This window comes from Pseudarthrobacter sp. MOO13, assembly GCF_058267655.1.
Window position 1 is genome coordinate 252,040 of sequence record NZ_CM177848.1, and the last position, 15,131, is coordinate 267,170.

Here is a 15,131-nt window from a genome sequence, read left to right on the forward strand (position 1 = left end):
GCCAAACATCCAGTGAAGCGGTTTGCCGCTTGGTGATACAACTCCTGCGTCATATGCAGTATTCCGCTGGACCCCGAACGGTTGCGTGCGGACCGGCAACAAACTGGTAGCCGCCGCCGCGAACGGTGGCCACGGCATGGCGGGCATTGCCCAGTTTCCTGCGGATCCTCCCCACGTACACGTCGATGGACCGTGCAGTGGCGCCGGGAAAGGCCAGGGACTCCAGGAACTGTTGCAGTTCCTCCCGGCCTACCGTGCGGGACAGGTGGGTCACCAGGTAGTGCAGCACCTTGTATTCGACGCCGGTGAGGGCCACCGGCGTCCCGTCCAGCAGGACGGCATCGGCCGCGAGGTCAACGGCCACCCGGCTGACGGGCCCGGCCGACGGCGGGAGCAGGGTGCCGTCGTCGTCCCCCGGCTGTGCCGGGCACGGGTCCTCCGCCGCGGAGGGAGTGCGGGAGGAGTGGTTTGCGGCTCCCTCCGCGGCGGACGTGGGGGCTCCGGCGGCAGGCCAATGGACTTCCGCCTCCGGAGCAGTTTGCAGGGCTTTGGCGAGGACCATGCGGGCGGCGTGGCGCAGGAGTTCCGGGCTCGCGCCCTCAGCTGGAACCACCCACAGGGCCAGCCCGTAAGCGGTGGCCCGCCTGGCTGGAACCTGGTGCGCGGCCGCCGGCCGCGGATGATGGGCTTCCACTGCCATGGCCGGTCCTTATACGCCGCCGCGGCGGATCAGCTTGCCCGTGGGGGTCTGGCCGTCCACCACGGCGCCGCGGAGGAAGGTCTTGCGGACCACGCCGGACAGGGCCTTGCCGTCATAGGGAGTGATGGGGTTCTTGTGCTTGAGCTTGGAGACGTCCACCACGAAAGCCTCGTCCGGGGCGAAGACGGCGAAGTCGGCGTCGTAGCCAAGGGCCAGCTGGCCCTTGTTGCCGAGGCGGGCCAGGTTGGCGGGCTTTTCAGCCATCCAGGACACTACCTGCTCCAGCGGGATGCCGCGCTGCCGCGCCTCGGTCCAGATCAGGGACAGGCCCAGCTGCAGCGAGGAGACGCCGCCCCAGGCGACGGCGAAGTCGCCGTTCTCCAGGTCCTTCAGGTCCAGGGTGGAGGGGGAGTGGTCAGAGACGATGCAGTCGATGGTGCCGTCCTGCAGCCCCTCCCAGAGCAGCTCGCGGTTGGAGGCCTCGCGGATGGGCGGGCAGCACTTATAGGCGGTGGCGCCGTCCGGGATTTCCTCCGCCATCAGGGTCAGGTAGTGCGGGCACGTCTCCACGGTGAGCTTGACGCCGTCGCGCTTGGCGCTGGCGATCATGGGCAGGGCATCCGACGACGACAGGTGCAGGATGTGCGCCCGGGCTCCGGTCCAGCGGGCCCGTTCGATGACCTCCGCGATGGCCTTGTTCTCGGCGCCGCGGGGGCGCGAGGCCAGGAAGGTGGAGTAGTGGTCGCCGCCGGGGTGCGGGGCACGGTCGATGGCGTGCGAGTCCTCGGCATGGACGATCATGAGCGAGTCGAAGGACTTCAGCTCGGCCATGTCCTCTTCCATCTCGTCCGCGTCCAGGTGCGGGAACTCGTCCACGCCGGAGTGCAGGAGGAAGCACTTGAAGCCGAAGACGCCCTCATCATGCAGGGGGCGCAGGTCGGCCTTGTTGCCGGGGATGGCGCCACCCCAGAATCCGACGTCGATGAACGCCTGGTCCTCGGCCACCTCGCGCTTGAGCTTGAGGTTTTCCACCGTGGTGGTGGGCGGGACGGAGTTCAGCGGCATGTCGATGATGGTGGTCACCCCGCCGGCTGCCGCGGCCCGGGTGGCGGACGCGAAGCCCTCCCATTCGGTGCGGCCGGGCTCGTTGACGTGGACGTGCGTGTCCACCAGGCCCGGGAGCAGCGTTTCGTCATCAGCCAGTTCGATGACTTCGGCGCCGGCAAGGCCGTTGCCGAGCGGTTCGAGGGCCACGATCCTGCCGTTGCGGACGCCCACCTCGCGTGGGGCAATCCCGGCGGTGGTCAGGATGCGCCGGCCCCGGATGACGAGGTCAAAACGTTCTTCAGACACGGAGGTCCTCCTTGGTACTTGCGGTGGCAGGCCTGTTGGCCGCCAGCCCCGCACTGATTTGGGTGCCCAGCTGCTCCAGCAGCGGCCCTGCCTCTGCTATGCACCTGTTTACATCTGATTCGAGCGCCGTCAAAGCGTAAACATCGTCGAATCCTGCGGCCGACGCCTGCCCGTGGTCCAGGGTGGTCCGGCCGCAGACGGCGACGACCGGAACGCCTTGCGCCGCCGCGGCCCGGGCAACACCCATGGGGGTCTTGCCGAGCAGGCTTTGTTCGTCCAGGCTGCCCTCGCCGGTAATGACCAGGTCGGCGCCGGCCAAGCGGTCCGCCAGTCCCGTGAATTCGAGGACGACGTCGATGCCCGGCCTCCGCGTTGCGGCCAGGACGGCGATGGCGGCGTAGCCCACGCCGCCGGCCGCCCCGGCTCCGGGAGCCTCGGCGGCCTTGACGGCGCGGAATCCGATTTCCCTGGCCAGGACTTCGACAAACCTGGCCAGGGCGGCGTCGAGCATGCCGACGTCTTGTGGGGTGGCACCTTTTTGCGGGCCGAAGACCGCCGCGGCGCCCTGGGCGCCCAGCAGCGGGTTGTCGACGTCGGAAGCCAGCACGAAGCGGGTGTCCACCAAGCGCGGTTCAAAGTGGGTGAAATCGATGCTGTGCAGGTTGGCGAGGGCTGCGCCGCCGGGTGGGAGTTCGTTGTTCCTGCTGTCCAAGAGACGGGCGCCGAGTCCCTGCAGGAGTCCCGCGCCGCCGTCGGTATTCGCGCTGCCCCCAACGCCGAGTAAGATGCGGCGGCAGCCGGCGTCCAATGCTGCCCGGATCAGCTGGCCGGTCCCCAGGGACGTCGCCGTGGTGGCTGCTGCCGCGTCCGGCCGGGCGCCCTTGCTGGTCCGCGGTACCAGGGCGAGCCCGGATGCGGTGGCCATCTCAATGACCGCTTCGTGCCCGCGGACGGCGAAGTCCGCTTCCACCGGCTGGCCGGTGGGACCGGTGACCGTTGCCGTCCGGCGGGTGAAGCCGGAGCCGACGGCGGCGTCGAGGGTGCCCTCGCCGCCGTCGGCCACCGGAATCCGGACGACGTCAAGGTTGCCGCCTGTGCCTCGCTGCAGGCCCTTTTCGAGGAACCTGCACACCTCCGGGGCGGACAGGGATCCCTTGAACTTGTCCGGGGCAATCACGATCCGCATGGTTACGCCTGCAGTGCCAGGATGGCGGTGGGCGCGTCAGCGGCGGACTCTGCCAGTTCCTCGAACTCGTTCACGGCGTTGATTTCCATGCCCATGGAGATGTTGGTGACCTTCTCGAGGATCACTTCCACCACCACGGGAACCTGGAACTCGCCCATCAAAGCCTTGGCCTTGTCGAAGGCGGCGGCGAGGTCGCTGGGATCCTCCACGCGGACGGCCTTGCAGCCCAGGCCTTCGGCCACCTTGAGGTGGTCCACGCCGTAGCCGCGGGTGTCCTCGGAAAGGTGCGCGCTGTTGATGTTCTCGAACGCCAGGGAGACGTTCTGCTCCATGTTGAAGCCGCGCTGCGACTGCCGGATCAGGCCCAGGTAGGAGTTGTTCACCACCACGTGGATGTATGGGAGGTTGAACTGCGCGCCCACGGCCAGTTCCTCGATCATGAACTGGAAGTCGTAGTCGCCGGACAGGGCCACCACGGTCTGCTCCGGGTTGGAACGGGCGACGCCGAGGGCTGCCGGGGCGGTCCAGCCCAGGGGCCCTGCCTGGCCGGCGTTGATCCACTTGCGCGGGCCGAACACGTGCAGCATCTGCGCGCCGGCGATCTGCGAAAGCCCGATGGTGGATACGTAGACGGTGTCGCGGCCGAAAGACTTGTTCATCTCCTCGTACACGCGCTGCGGCTTGATGGGGATGTTCTCGAAGTGCGTCTTGCGGTGCAGGGAGGCCTTGCGGTCCTGGCATTCGGCAACCCAGGCGCTGTAGTCCGGCAGGGACGCGGCGGCCTTGCGCTCCTTGGCGAGCTCTACCAGCCCGGCCAGCGCCGCACCGGCGTCGGACGCGATGCCCAGGTCAGGGGAGAATACGCGGCCGATCTGGGTGGGTTCGATGTCGATGTGCACGAACGTGCGGCCGGCGGTGTAGGTTTCCAGGCCGCCGGTGTGGCGGTTGGCCCAGCGGTTGCCGATGCCGATCACGAAGTCGCTCTGCAGGTAGTTCTCGTTGCCGTAGCGGTGGCTGGTCTGCAGGCCCACCATGCCGGCCATCAGCTGGTGGTCATCCGGAATGGTGCCCCAGCCCATCAGGGTGGGGATGACCGGCACATTCAGGGTTTCCGCCAGCTCCACCAGCTGCGCGGAGGCGCCGGCGTTGATGATGCCGCCGCCGGCCACGATCAGCGGGTGCTTGGCGGCGAGGAGCATGTCCAGGGCCTTTTCCAGCTGCTTGCGGGAGGCCTTCGGCTTCTCGACAGGCAGCGGCTCGTAGGTATCGATGTCGAACTCGATCTCGGCCATTTGCACGTCGATGGGCAAGTCCAGGAGAACCGGGCCGGGGCGGCCGGAGCGCATCAGCTGGAAGGCCTTCTGAAAGGCGCCCGGAACCTGGCCGGGCTCCAGGATGGTCATGGCCATCTTGGTGACGGGCTTGGCGATGGACTCGATGTCCACGGCCTGGAAGTCTTCCTTGTGCAGCTTGGCCACGGGTGCCTGGCCGGTGATGCAGAGCATGGGGATGGAGTCGGCCCAGGCGGCGTAGAGGCCGGTGACCATGTCGGTGCCGGCGGGGCCGGAGGTGCCGATGCAGATGCCGATGTTCCCGTCCTTGGCGCGGCTGAAGCCGTCGGCCATGTGGCTGGCGCCTTCGACGTGGCGGGCAAGGGTGTGGCGGATGCCGCCGTGGGCGCGCATGGCCGAGTAGAAGGGGTTGATGGCAGCGCCTGGCAGGCCGAACGCCTCGATGGCGCCTTCCTTTTCCAGGATGGCTACCGCTGCATCAACGGTACGCATCTTGCTCATGGGGTGCTCCTTGAAAGCTTGTGGTCGGGCCCGGTGGTTGAGCCTGTCGAAACCTGTTTTTGGGTGTGATGGGGGGACCGCCGTCGTAATCCACGACGGCGGGCTCCCCGCTTAAGTGCTTGTTTCCGCGCTTTTTGTCCCGGCTGCGCGGGGAGTGGCTACTTCCGGCCGCTGAGCTGGAGGACCTGCTTGAAGAGTCCGGAGTGGTCCAGTGCGCCGTCGCCCTGGTTGACGGTGGCGGCGACGAGCTGGGCGGCGATGGCGCCGAGCGGGATGGCCACGTTGGCTTCGCGGGCGGCGGAGGTGACGATGCCCAGGTCCTTGTGGTGCAGGGCCAGGCGGAAGCCGGGGTCGAAGTTGCGGTCCAGCATCTTGTGGCCCTTCTGCTCCAGGACTTTTGAGCCGGCCAGGCCGCCGCCGAGGACCTTGAGGGCGGCGTCGGTGTCCACGCCGTAGGCCTCGAGGAAGGCGATGGCTTCGCCGAGGACCTCGATGTTGACCGCGACGATCAGCTGGTTTGCAGCTTTGACGGTCTGGCCGGAGCCGGAGGGTCCCACGTGCACGATGGTCTTGCCGACGGCGTTCAGGACGTCCTGGGCGTCGTCGAAGTCTGCCTTGTCGCCGCCCACCATGATGGAGAGGACGGCGTCGATGGCGCCCTGTTCGCCGCCGGAGACCGGGGCGTCGAGGGGGCGGATGCCGGCTTCCTTGGCGTCTGCGGCGAGGCGGACGGCGACGTCGGGACGGATGCTGGAGGCGTCGATCCACAGGGCGCCCTGCTTGGCGTTGGCGAAGACGCCGTCCTTGCCGCTGACCACACCTTCAACGTCGGGGGAGTCCGGCACCATGGTGATGACGACGTCGGCATCCTTGACGGCGTCCGCGATGCTCGAGGCGCCCGTGCCGCCCTCGGAGACCAGTTTGTCAATCTTGTCCTGGCTGCGGTTGAAACCGGTGACGGAGTGGCCGGCCTTGACCAGGTTGATGGCCATGGGCAGGCCCATGATTCCGAGTCCGATGACTGCGACGTTGCTCATGATGGTTCTCTTTCTGAAGTCTTGGGGGTCTTGCGTGTGTGCGGCGGTGGTTACCGGGCGACGTGTTCGCGGATGGCCCAGCTGAAGGCGGTTTCCTGTGGTTCCTTGTACTCGAGGCCGATGTACCCCTGGTATCCGAGTTCGCGGCTGCGGGCGATCCATTCCCCCAAGGGGAGGGTGCCGGTGCCCGGGGCGCCACGGCCGGGGTTGTCAGCGATTTGGATGTGGCCGAAGTCCTTGGCGTGCTTTTCGATGACGGATTCGACGTCGTCGCCGTTGACGGCCAGGTGGTAGAAGTCGGCGAGGAGCTTGATGTTCCCGGTGCCGGTCTCTTCCTTGACGCGGGAGATGACGTTGAGTGCGTCGTTGGCGGTGAGGAGCGGGTATTTGGGTGCGCCGCTGACCGGTTCTAGGAGGACGGTGCCGCCGATGCGGGCGACCCCTTGGGCTGCCGCCGCCAGGTTCTTGACGGCGAGCTCGTCCTGCTCCTCAGGGGTGAATTCGTCCTGCCGGTTGCCATAGAGGGCGTTGAAGGCCTTGCAGCCCAGGCGTTCGCCGATGCCTGTGACGACGTCGATGTTGTCCTTGAACTCGGAGCAGCGTCCCTTCCAGGAAACCAGGCCGCGGTCACCGGCGGGCATGTTGCCGGCGTTGAAGTTCAGGCCGGTGAGCTGGACGCCGGCATCCGTGATGGCGTTCTCGAACTTCGTGATCTCGCTGTCGGCCGGGACGGAGGTTTCGAAGGGCCACCAGAATTCGACGGCGTCGAAGCCGGCTGCCTTGGCGGCCGCCGGGCGCTCGAGCAGGGGCAGCTCCGTAAGGAGGATGGAGCAGTTCACTGTGTACGTCATCGTAGGTCCTTCCGAGGAGGGGCTTTGATCTATCTTCCCTTGCTTCCCGGTCTTCACCGTTTCCGCTTTGTGGAATTTAGATTCTGCTTTATGAAAAGTGTAGGGATCCTGGGGTGGGGTAGTCAAGGGGCGCCATGGGCAGGACACTGGAGGGAGGTAAGCCCGCTCCTCAGGGATGGAGTCAATCGATCATGGCCGGTGCCCGCCTGCGCGTTTTGGCTTGGGTGGTCGCCCTGGCCGGATTCCTTACGGCCTGCACGCCGACGACGGGCCTTCCGGAGGCGGCTACGGAGCCTGTGTCAACGGCTGCACCATCCGGAACGGCGTCTGCCGGCCTGGCGGTGGCGGAGGCCGGCGACGCCCTGACTCCGCCGCCTGCGCCCGCGACGGCATCGACGCCTGGTTCTTCACCGGCTGCCGAGCCGACCCCGGCTCCGCCCGCACCGGCTCCGCAGCCCTTCGCCCTGAACCTGTACCGGGAGGGTGACTTCGTTCCCCAGTACACCTTCGACTGGTGTGTTGCCGCGAGCATCCAGATGGCCCATAACCTCATCGACGACACCGGGGGAAGCGGCTGGGCTGACAGGGCGCAGCAAAGCGATTTGTGGGAGATGGCCCGCGCCCGCTCGTCCGACTCGTTCAATGGCGCCAACCCCTATGGCTGGGCGCAAGTGCTGACCGAATCGGGAATGGGTCCGTATCGGGTGGTCAGCATCCCGGACTATGGCGAGGCGCTCCGCACTGCCGCGCGCGCCATGGCCGAGACGGGAAGGCCGGTGGGGCTGGTCATGTGGAGTGGCCGCCACGCTTGGGTGATGAGCGGCTTTGAGTCGCTGGGCGACCCCCGGCAGTTCGCCGACTTCTCCGTCACGGGCATCCACGTCCTTGATCCCCTCTATCCCTACGGCGGCACGCAGTGGGGGCCATCGCCGGCGCCCAACAGCCTGCTCAGTCCCGAGCAGCTGGCGACGCAGTTCGTGATTCGCGAGCCGCGGCGCTGGAGCAGCGGACTGCCGGCCGGGTACCTCCTCGTGTTGCCGGTCGCTGCCTGACGGAGCTTCCATGTGGGCGCGTCTTTGGTAGTTGACGTGCGCTGCAGCCGACCTGCCAACGCACGCCAAAACGATTCTTCTCGGCAGTGAGAACCACACCAGGTCCGGATCCCGAGCTGCGTCAATGGCCGAATTTCCAGCTGGTGTGACACTTGACACTCCACGGAATGGGGTCCTACAGTGTTGCCAAGTCGTTTTGGCAAAACGATTTTTCACCCCAAGCTCATTCTCACCATTCCGTTCGAGAGAAAGTGAGTCGACAGCGATGTCCACTCGTAAATTCATCAACAGGCTCGCCATCGGCGGCATCTGCACCGCTGTCGCCCTGGTCGCCTCCGGGTGCGGCGCAGGGGGCCCGGCCGCCACGTCGGGAAGTGCCGGCACCAACACGGTCAACGTCCTGGTCGAAGCCGGCGGCCACGCAGAGCTGACCGGCGTCGCCGAACAGTGCAAGAAGGAAGCCGGCGTCGACGTCAACTTCGTCGAACTGCCCTATGACGGTATGTTCAACCGGCTCTCCAGCGAATTTTCCTCCGGCAACGTCTCCTTCGACGTCGCCGCCCTGGACTCAGTCTGGCTCCCCAGCTTCAAGGACGCGGTCCAGCCCATCGACGAACTCTTTACCGATGAAGCCAAGAAGGATATCTTCCCGGCGTTGGTGAAGGAAGCCAACGTTGACGGCCACTTCATCGGCATGCCCGCCTGGACGAACGCCGAGATCATCCTTTACCGCAAGGATCTTTTCGAAGATGCCAAGAACAAGGCCGATTTCAAAGCGAAGTACGGTTACGACCTGGCGGCCCCCACCACCTGGAAGCAGTACCAGGACATTTCCGCGTTCTTCACCAAGGACGGCATGTTCGGTACGGACGTGAAGGGCGGCGTGGAAACCGAGTGGCTCGCCCACGTGCTGCAGGCCGGCTCGCCCATGGTGCTGGACGCTAACAACAAGGTGGTCATCGACAACGCCGCCCACAAGGAAGCCCTGGACTTCTACACCAGCCTGGTCAAGGACGCCCCGTCCGGGGCCGCCCAGGTGGACTGGGCTGCCGCGCAAAACCTGTTCAACCAGGGCAAGACCGCCATGACCCGGTTCTGGGCCCACGCCTACCGCCAGATCCCCAAGGACTCCCCGGTTGCAGGCAAGGTTGGCGCTGCCCCGATGATCGCCGGCTCGGCCGGCATCGGCGGCGTCCCCGGACCCTGGTACCTGACCGTCCCGAAGGCCACCAAAAACGCGGACGCCGCCAAGAAATTCGTGAAGTGCGCCTACGACTACAACGACAAAGGCATCGAATCCAACCTGGGCCTGGCCGCGCGCATCTCTGCCTTCGAGAAGTACCAGGACATGCCCGGCTACGAGAGCTTCAAGCCACTGATTGAAACCCTCAACGGCAAGGCCACTGCCACGCGACCTGCTACCGAGAAGTGGCAGCAGATCGTGGACACCGTTCTGGTTCCCATGCTTCAGAAGGCTGTTGCCGGTGGTGACTCCGCAACCCTCCTCGCCGATGCCAAGAAGCAGATCGAGGATCTCCTTAAGTAAGACCCCCGCGGCCGGCGCCTGAACTACCGGCGCCGGCCGCGGCCCCAACCAGCGGAAGAGAAAACCGTGCGTATCTCCGATCGCCGCTTCGCATTGTTCCTGATGACACCAGCGGCGCTGTTCCTGGCAGTTTTTGTTGCCTTCCCGCTGTTCCGCCTTGTCGCGGACAGCTTTTTCAAGATCTCCCCGATCGCCGGCGGCCCCCGCGAATTTGTGGGCCTGGACAACTACGTCCGGGCCTTCGCCTCCGAGGCCTTTACCGGCGCCGGATGGCGGACGCTGGCCTACACACTGGTTGTGGTCACGCTCGAATTCGCACTTGGCCTAGGCATGGCACTGCTCTTCACCATGCTGGGCAGGAGCTCCCAGATTTGGCGGACCGTATTCATGTATCCGCTCATGATCGCCCCGATCGTGGCCGGCCTGCTGTGGAAGTTCCTGATGATCGACAACTTCGGGCTCATTGGCACCCTCCTGCACCAAGCGGGCATCCTCTCCGACCCCAACCAGATCGGCTGGCTGTCGGACCCAAACATCGTGCTCTTTTCGGTGGCGATCCCGGACATCTGGCTCACCACGTCGTTCATGTGCCTGGTGCTCTTCGCCGGACTGCAAAACATTCCCGGGGACCTCATCGAGGCGGCCCGGCTGGACGGTGCCCGCGCCCCCGCGCTCCTGTTCCGGATCATTCTTCCCCTCCTCCGGCCGGTCATCGCCGTGGCTCTCGTGGTCCGGGGCATTGACGCTGCCCGGGCCTTCGACACCATCCTCATCCAGACCAACGGCGGCCCGCAGTCGGCCTCGGAGACCATGAGCCTGTTGATCTACCGCACCATGATCCGCTTTGGCGATCCGGGCCTGGCCAGTGCCATGGGCACCATCTACCTGCTGGCGATGCTCGCCGTCGCATTCTTCGCGGTGGCCACCATCTGGCGGCCCGGAAAGGACACCTGATGAGCACCGCAGAACGAATCACGTACGACGGCGGAACGCGGCACAAGGCGGCGCCGGCACCTTCGGCGCAGACCGGCACCGTCCAGCCCCGCAAACGGCGCGGCGTCAACCGGGAAGGACTGGAAGCCGGCAGGCGAGGGACCCGCACCCTGCTCTGGATCCTGCTCGCGGCGGCCATGGTGCTGTACGGCTTCCCCTTCCTGTATCTGCTGTTCACGTCGTTCAAGACCCCCATCGACACCATTGCGGTTCCACCCACGATCCTCCCCAGGGAGTGGACCCTGGAGAACTACGCCAATGCCCTGGGCCGGAACGGAGTCCCGGCCTCGTTCATCAACAGCATCCAGACCGCGGTGATCAGCACGCTGCTTTCCCTTGTGCTGGCGGTACCGGCGGCCTATGGCATCACCCGGTACAAGACCCTTAGCGGCCGGATCTTCATCATGGCCGCGCTGGTGACCCGGATGGTGCCCCCGGTGGCCATCGGCATCCCTCTGGCGTCCATGATGGCGTCAATGGGCCTTGCCGATACCCCCATCGCCCTGTCCATCGCGCACACCACCATCTCGCTGCCGCTCTCGATCTGGCTCATGTCCAGCTTCTTCGAGGCGGTGCCCAAAGACCTGGAAGAAGCTGCCACGGTGGATGGCTGCAGCAGGCTGGGCGCGTTGTGGCGGGTAGTGATCCCCGTGGTGTCCGGCGGTGTCGCCGTCACCGCGATCTTCGCCTTCCTGGCGTCCTGGAACGAGTTCCTTTTCGCCCTGTTGATGACGGCCATCCGCTCCCAGACAACGCCCGTGGTCATCGCGAACTTCCAGACCCAATTTGGCCTGGACTGGGGTTCCATGACGGCTTTGGCCGCCGTCTACTCCATCCCGGTCATCCTTTTGACCCTGCTGCTGCAGCGCAAGATCGTGGCGGGCATGACGCTCGGCGCCGTCAAGGGTTAGACCACCAGCAACGAGTAGCCTACTGGTAACCCCCAGGGGCATCACCAACCATAAGGACGTGGGACGCAGATGAGTAACAGGAACATCGGGATCAAGGACGTGGCCGTAGCCGCCGGCGTGTCCGTGACGACTGTTTCCCACGTCCTCAACGAGGTTTCCTATGCCCGGATCAGCCCCGAAACCAGGGACAAGGTCCGGTCCGCCGCCGAGCAGCTGGGTTATGGCCCCAACCGGCTTGCGCAGGCCCTCCGGACCCAGCGGACCGGGATGCTGGGGCTGGTGAGCGAGGATATCGCCACCACGCCCCACGCCGGCCGGATCATCCTGGGTGCCGATGAGGCCGCGAAGGCCCGGGGGTACAACCTCATGATCATCAACACCTCCGGTTCCGCCAGCCTCGAATCGAGGCAGGCGGATGTTGAGGCCCTCCTGGAGCGCCGGGTGGACGGGATCCTCTACGCCACCATGTACCACCGCACCGTGAAACTGCCGGCGAACCTGGGCAGCGTGCCCTCCATCCTGGTTGACTCGGTGGCCACGGACGGCAACATCACAGCCGTGATTCCGGACGAAGAAGGTGGCGCACGCGCGGCTGTGGGTGCGCTCCTCGAGGCCGGCCACACGCGCGTGGGCTTCCTCAACAACACCGACGATGTCCCGGCGACACGGCAACGGCTCCACGCCTTCCGGGCCGCACTGGATGAGGCAGGGCTCGATGGCGGCACGGCGCCCGTGGAGGCGGCGGCCTCGGAGGTCCAGGGCGGTTACGAAGCGGCCCTGCGCATCCTGGCCCGCGACGACCGCCCCACCGGGCTCTTCTGCTACAACGACCGCATGGCGATGGGCGCCTACCGGGCCGCCGCGGAGCTGGGACTTTCCATCCCGTCCGACCTCTCCGTGGTGGGCTTTGATGACCAGGAACTCATCGCCGCGAACCTGCACCCGGGCCTCAGCACCGTCGCACTGCCCCATTACGAGATGGGCGCCTGGGCAACCGAACACCTGATTGACGCCGTCGAGGGGAAGACGGACCTTTCCCTCATGGCACTGCATCCGACCATCCTGGGCTGCCCGCTGGTACGCCGCGATTCCATCGCGGCCCCACGCCACTGAGCAGCCAGCCCTTCCACTTCCCGGAGGACCGCACCAACATGTCCACCTTCCTTGATGCCGCACGCCCGGAAACACCGGCCGGAACCGCCAGGTTCCGTCCAGCCATCCATTTCACGGCGAGGGACACTTGGCTGAACGATCCCAACGGCCTGGTGTTCCACGACGGCAAGTACCACCTCTTCTTCCAGAACAATCCGTTCGGCAACGTCTGGGGCAACATGTCCTGGGGCCACGCCACCTCTACCGACCTGCTGCACTGGACTGAACACCCGGTTGCCATCGCCTGCGACGACGAGGAGGATATTTTCTCCGGCAGCGTCGTGGTGGACGACGGCAACACGGCCGGCTTTGGCTCTGCCGAGCAACCCGCACTCGTGGCCATCTACACCAGTGCCTTCAAAGCCGCCTCAGAACTGAACGGCACGCAGGCCCAGTCCCTTGCGTACAGCACCGACGGCGGCATGACGTGGCAGAAATACGACGGAAACCCTGTCCTCACCAGGAATTCGGCGAACTTCAGGGATCCCAAGGTGTTCCGCTACCAAGGGGACCAGGGCTCGTACTGGGTCATGGTCGCCGTCGAAGCGCATCACCAGCAAGTGGTCTTCTACCGTTCGGACGACCTCAAGTCGTGGGATTTCCTGAGCGATTTCGGCCCGGCCAACGCCGACGCCGGTGACTGGGAGTGCCCCGATCTCTTTCCCCTCGCAGTAGACGGGGATCCGGGCAACACCAAATGGGTCCTGATCGTCAACGTCAACCCCGGCGCAGTGGCAGGGGGGTCCGGCGGCCAGTACTTCGTGGGCCAGTTCGACGGCGCCCGGTTCGTTCCGGACGCAGGTTCCCTCGTGGCTCCGGCCGGGCTGCGTACCGTCCCGGACCCTTTGGAGGCTGCGGCGGCGCTGCGGGAATGCCTCTGGCTTGACTGGGGACGCGACTGCTACGCCTCTGTCTCCTTCAGCAACGCCCCGGACGGCCGCAGCATCGTCATCGGCTGGATGAACAACTGGGATTACGCCAACGAACTGCCCACCGCACCCTGGCGGTCGTCCATGACCCTGGCCCGCGAATTGCGGCTCGCCACGTTCAACGGCTCCGCCCGCCTGGTCCAGCAACCAGTCCTGGCAGGGCGAGGCCAGGAGGGAAGGCTCCCGCGTGCCACAGAACTGACGGACGCGGGATTGCGTGAGCTGAACGCCGCAGGCCTGCGGCTGCCGGACGCAATCCCCGGCGCCGCCCAGATCATCGAGGCCGAGCTTGCTCCTGGCGGTGCTGACCGGATCGAGGTCCGGATCTTCGGCAGCAGCGACCGGACAACGGGCGCCGTCCTGAGCTACGACACAGCCAGCGCCCGGCTCAGCCTTGACCGCCGGCACTCAGGCGACACCGGCTTCCATGCCAAGTTCGCCTCGGTCGAATCAGCCCCGCTGGTCCTGGAAGACGGTGTCCTCAAGCTGCAGATCGTCGTCGACCACTGCTCCGTGGAGGTCTTTGCACAGGGGGGCAAGGTGGTGATGACCGACCTCGTCTTCCCTGGCGCCGGGCACCTGCAGACCTGGCTCTCGGCCGACGGGGGCCAGGCAACCGTGCTGCACCTCGCGGTTTCATCACTTACCTAAGGAAGGGTCCAGAATGTCAACAGCCCCGCACCTCCCCGGTGGTTCCGGTCCGGACGTGATCGTGGTCGGTGAAGCCTTGGTGGACATTGTCGCCTCAGCCCACGGCACGGCTGAACATCCGGGCGGATCACCGGCAAACGTCGCCTACGGACTCGGCCGCCTGGGCGTCGATACCGCACTCCTCACCTCGATCGGCGTGGACCGCCATGCAACGGCCATCGAAGAACACCTTCGAAGCGCCGGCGTACGCCTCCTGCCCGGTTCCAGGCGGCCGGGCACGAGCGCTACCGCCACCGCCGTCCTGGCTGCGGATGGATCAGCCCGGTATAACTTCGACATCCACTGGGACCTGCCACGAACGGCGCCTGCCACGCTGCCCAAAATCCTGCACACCGGTTCCATCGCCTCCTTCCTGGCGCCGGGGGCGGCAGCAGTCCGGGACCTCCTTGAGCAATCACACCGGCGCTGCGTTGTGACCTACGACCCCAACATCCGCCCCGCGCTGCTCGGCAGCCACGTCCAGGCGAAGACCACCTTCGAGGAACTCATCCCGTTCACCGACGTGGTCAAGCTCAGCGACGAGGACGCCCACTGGCTCTATCCGCGGTGGCCACTGGAGGAAGTGTCACGCCATCTCCTGGCCTTGGGCGCCGGGCTTGTCGCCATCACCAAGGGATCGGACGGCTCCATGCTGGCAACACGGGACGCCCAAGTGCTGGTCCCCCCGGTCACCGCCGCGGTGGCTGACACCATCGGGGCCGGCGACTCCTATATGTCCGCCCTGATCTACGGGCTCCTGATGCGCGGCGCAGACGGACTGGCGCCGTCAGTCCTCGAAGCGCTGGGACGGATGGCGTCAAAGGCCGCCGCCATCACGGTTGGCCGCCCCGGTGCCCAACCGCCAACATTGGATGAACTGCAGTCAGACGCGCCTCAACACCAGCCGGCGAACCAGTGAGAACACCAAGGAAAGAAGC

Annotated in this window: 13 protein-coding genes; 7 read left to right on the forward strand and 6 right to left on the reverse strand. The window is 66.2% G+C overall.

Going from position 1 to position 15,131, the window contains the following annotated elements:
* Positions 1 to 49: 49 nt before the first annotated feature.
* The 6 genes from AC4EEO_RS01085 to AC4EEO_RS01110 form a co-directional block, all read right to left on the reverse strand.
* Positions 50 to 700, reverse strand: coding sequence for a winged helix-turn-helix domain-containing protein (locus AC4EEO_RS01085; RefSeq protein ID WP_018760860.1), 651 nt, complete (start codon positions 698 to 700; stop codon positions 50 to 52).
* 9 nt (positions 701 to 709) lie between these two features.
* A complete protein-coding gene (gene allB / locus AC4EEO_RS01090) occupies positions 710 to 2,053 on the reverse strand; it encodes an allantoinase AllB (protein WP_109045606.1) in 1,344 nt (447 codons plus the stop codon).
* Positions 2,046 to 3,239 carry a glycerate kinase gene (locus tag AC4EEO_RS01095; protein ID WP_491339675.1) on the reverse strand — a complete coding sequence of 398 codons (1,194 nt, stop codon included), beginning with the start codon at positions 3,237 to 3,239 and terminating at the stop codon, positions 2,046 to 2,048. Before AC4EEO_RS01095 ends, allB begins: the two co-directional genes overlap by 8 nt.
* A gap of 2 nt (positions 3,240 to 3,241) precedes the next feature.
* On the reverse strand, positions 3,242 to 5,032 hold the full coding sequence (gene gcl / locus AC4EEO_RS01100; protein ID WP_491339676.1) for a glyoxylate carboligase: 1,791 nt from the start codon (positions 5,030 to 5,032) through the stop codon (positions 3,242 to 3,244).
* A 158-nt stretch (positions 5,033 to 5,190) separates the two neighbouring features.
* Complete coding sequence (locus AC4EEO_RS01105) at positions 5,191 to 6,069, reverse strand: 2-hydroxy-3-oxopropionate reductase (protein ID WP_491339677.1); 879 nt, start codon at positions 6,067 to 6,069, stop codon at positions 5,191 to 5,193.
* A 50-nt stretch (positions 6,070 to 6,119) separates the two neighbouring features.
* Entirely contained in the window at positions 6,120 to 6,920 is an 801-nt protein-coding gene (locus tag AC4EEO_RS01110) for a hydroxypyruvate isomerase family protein (RefSeq protein WP_491339678.1), read from the reverse strand.
* Between the two features lie 191 nt (positions 6,921 to 7,111).
* On the opposite strand from AC4EEO_RS01110, the gene AC4EEO_RS01115 reads away from it, so the two are divergent.
* From AC4EEO_RS01115 to AC4EEO_RS01145, 7 genes are all read left to right on the forward strand, one after another.
* Positions 7,112 to 7,972: a hypothetical protein gene (locus tag AC4EEO_RS01115; RefSeq protein WP_491339679.1), complete on the forward strand. Its 861-nt coding sequence runs from the start codon at positions 7,112 to 7,114 to the stop codon at positions 7,970 to 7,972.
* Positions 7,973 to 8,237: 265 nt separating this feature from the next.
* A complete protein-coding gene (locus AC4EEO_RS01120; RefSeq protein ID WP_491330705.1) occupies positions 8,238 to 9,518 on the forward strand; it encodes an ABC transporter substrate-binding protein in 1,281 nt (426 codons plus the stop codon).
* A gap of 66 nt (positions 9,519 to 9,584) precedes the next feature.
* Positions 9,585 to 10,472, forward strand: coding sequence for a carbohydrate ABC transporter permease (locus AC4EEO_RS01125; RefSeq protein ID WP_109045611.1), 888 nt, complete (start codon positions 9,585 to 9,587; stop codon positions 10,470 to 10,472).
* Positions 10,472 to 11,422, forward strand: coding sequence for a carbohydrate ABC transporter permease (locus AC4EEO_RS01130; protein ID WP_109045612.1), 951 nt, complete (start codon positions 10,472 to 10,474; stop codon positions 11,420 to 11,422). Before AC4EEO_RS01125 ends, AC4EEO_RS01130 begins: the two co-directional genes overlap by 1 nt.
* 69 nt (positions 11,423 to 11,491) lie before the next feature.
* Positions 11,492 to 12,535, forward strand: a complete 1,044-nt coding sequence (locus tag AC4EEO_RS01135) for a LacI family DNA-binding transcriptional regulator (protein WP_018760869.1) — start codon at positions 11,492 to 11,494, stop codon at positions 12,533 to 12,535.
* A gap of 38 nt (positions 12,536 to 12,573) precedes the next feature.
* Positions 12,574 to 14,154 carry a glycoside hydrolase family 32 protein gene (locus AC4EEO_RS01140; RefSeq protein ID WP_491339680.1) on the forward strand — a complete coding sequence of 527 codons (1,581 nt, stop codon included), beginning with the start codon at positions 12,574 to 12,576 and terminating at the stop codon, positions 14,152 to 14,154.
* A gap of 13 nt (positions 14,155 to 14,167) precedes the next feature.
* Positions 14,168 to 15,112: a carbohydrate kinase family protein gene (locus AC4EEO_RS01145; RefSeq protein WP_491339681.1), complete on the forward strand. Its 945-nt coding sequence runs from the start codon at positions 14,168 to 14,170 to the stop codon at positions 15,110 to 15,112.
* Positions 15,113 to 15,131 lie beyond the last annotated feature (19 nt).

Coding starts and splice junctions, on each gene's coding strand:
- AC4EEO_RS01110 (WP_491339678.1), bottom strand. CDS start 6,920: ATGACGTACACAGTGAACTGCTCCATCCTCCTTACGGAGCTGCCCCTG.
- AC4EEO_RS01130 (WP_109045612.1), top strand. CDS start 10,472: ATGAGCACCGCAGAACGAATCACGTACGACGGCGGAACGCGGCACAAG.
- gcl (WP_491339676.1), bottom strand. CDS start 5,032: ATGAGCAAGATGCGTACCGTTGATGCAGCGGTAGCCATCCTGGAAAAG.
- AC4EEO_RS01120 (WP_491330705.1), top strand. CDS start 8,238: ATGTCCACTCGTAAATTCATCAACAGGCTCGCCATCGGCGGCATCTGC.
- AC4EEO_RS01095 (WP_491339675.1), bottom strand. CDS start 3,239: ATGCGGATCGTGATTGCCCCGGACAAGTTCAAGGGATCCCTGTCCGCC.
- AC4EEO_RS01115 (WP_491339679.1), top strand. CDS start 7,112: ATGGCCGGTGCCCGCCTGCGCGTTTTGGCTTGGGTGGTCGCCCTGGCC.
- AC4EEO_RS01145 (WP_491339681.1), top strand. CDS start 14,168: ATGTCAACAGCCCCGCACCTCCCCGGTGGTTCCGGTCCGGACGTGATC.
- AC4EEO_RS01135 (WP_018760869.1), top strand. CDS start 11,492: ATGAGTAACAGGAACATCGGGATCAAGGACGTGGCCGTAGCCGCCGGC.
- AC4EEO_RS01105 (WP_491339677.1), bottom strand. CDS start 6,069: ATGAGCAACGTCGCAGTCATCGGACTCGGAATCATGGGCCTGCCCATG.
- AC4EEO_RS01140 (WP_491339680.1), top strand. CDS start 12,574: ATGTCCACCTTCCTTGATGCCGCACGCCCGGAAACACCGGCCGGAACC.
- AC4EEO_RS01085 (WP_018760860.1), bottom strand. CDS start 700: ATGGCAGTGGAAGCCCATCATCCGCGGCCGGCGGCCGCGCACCAGGTT.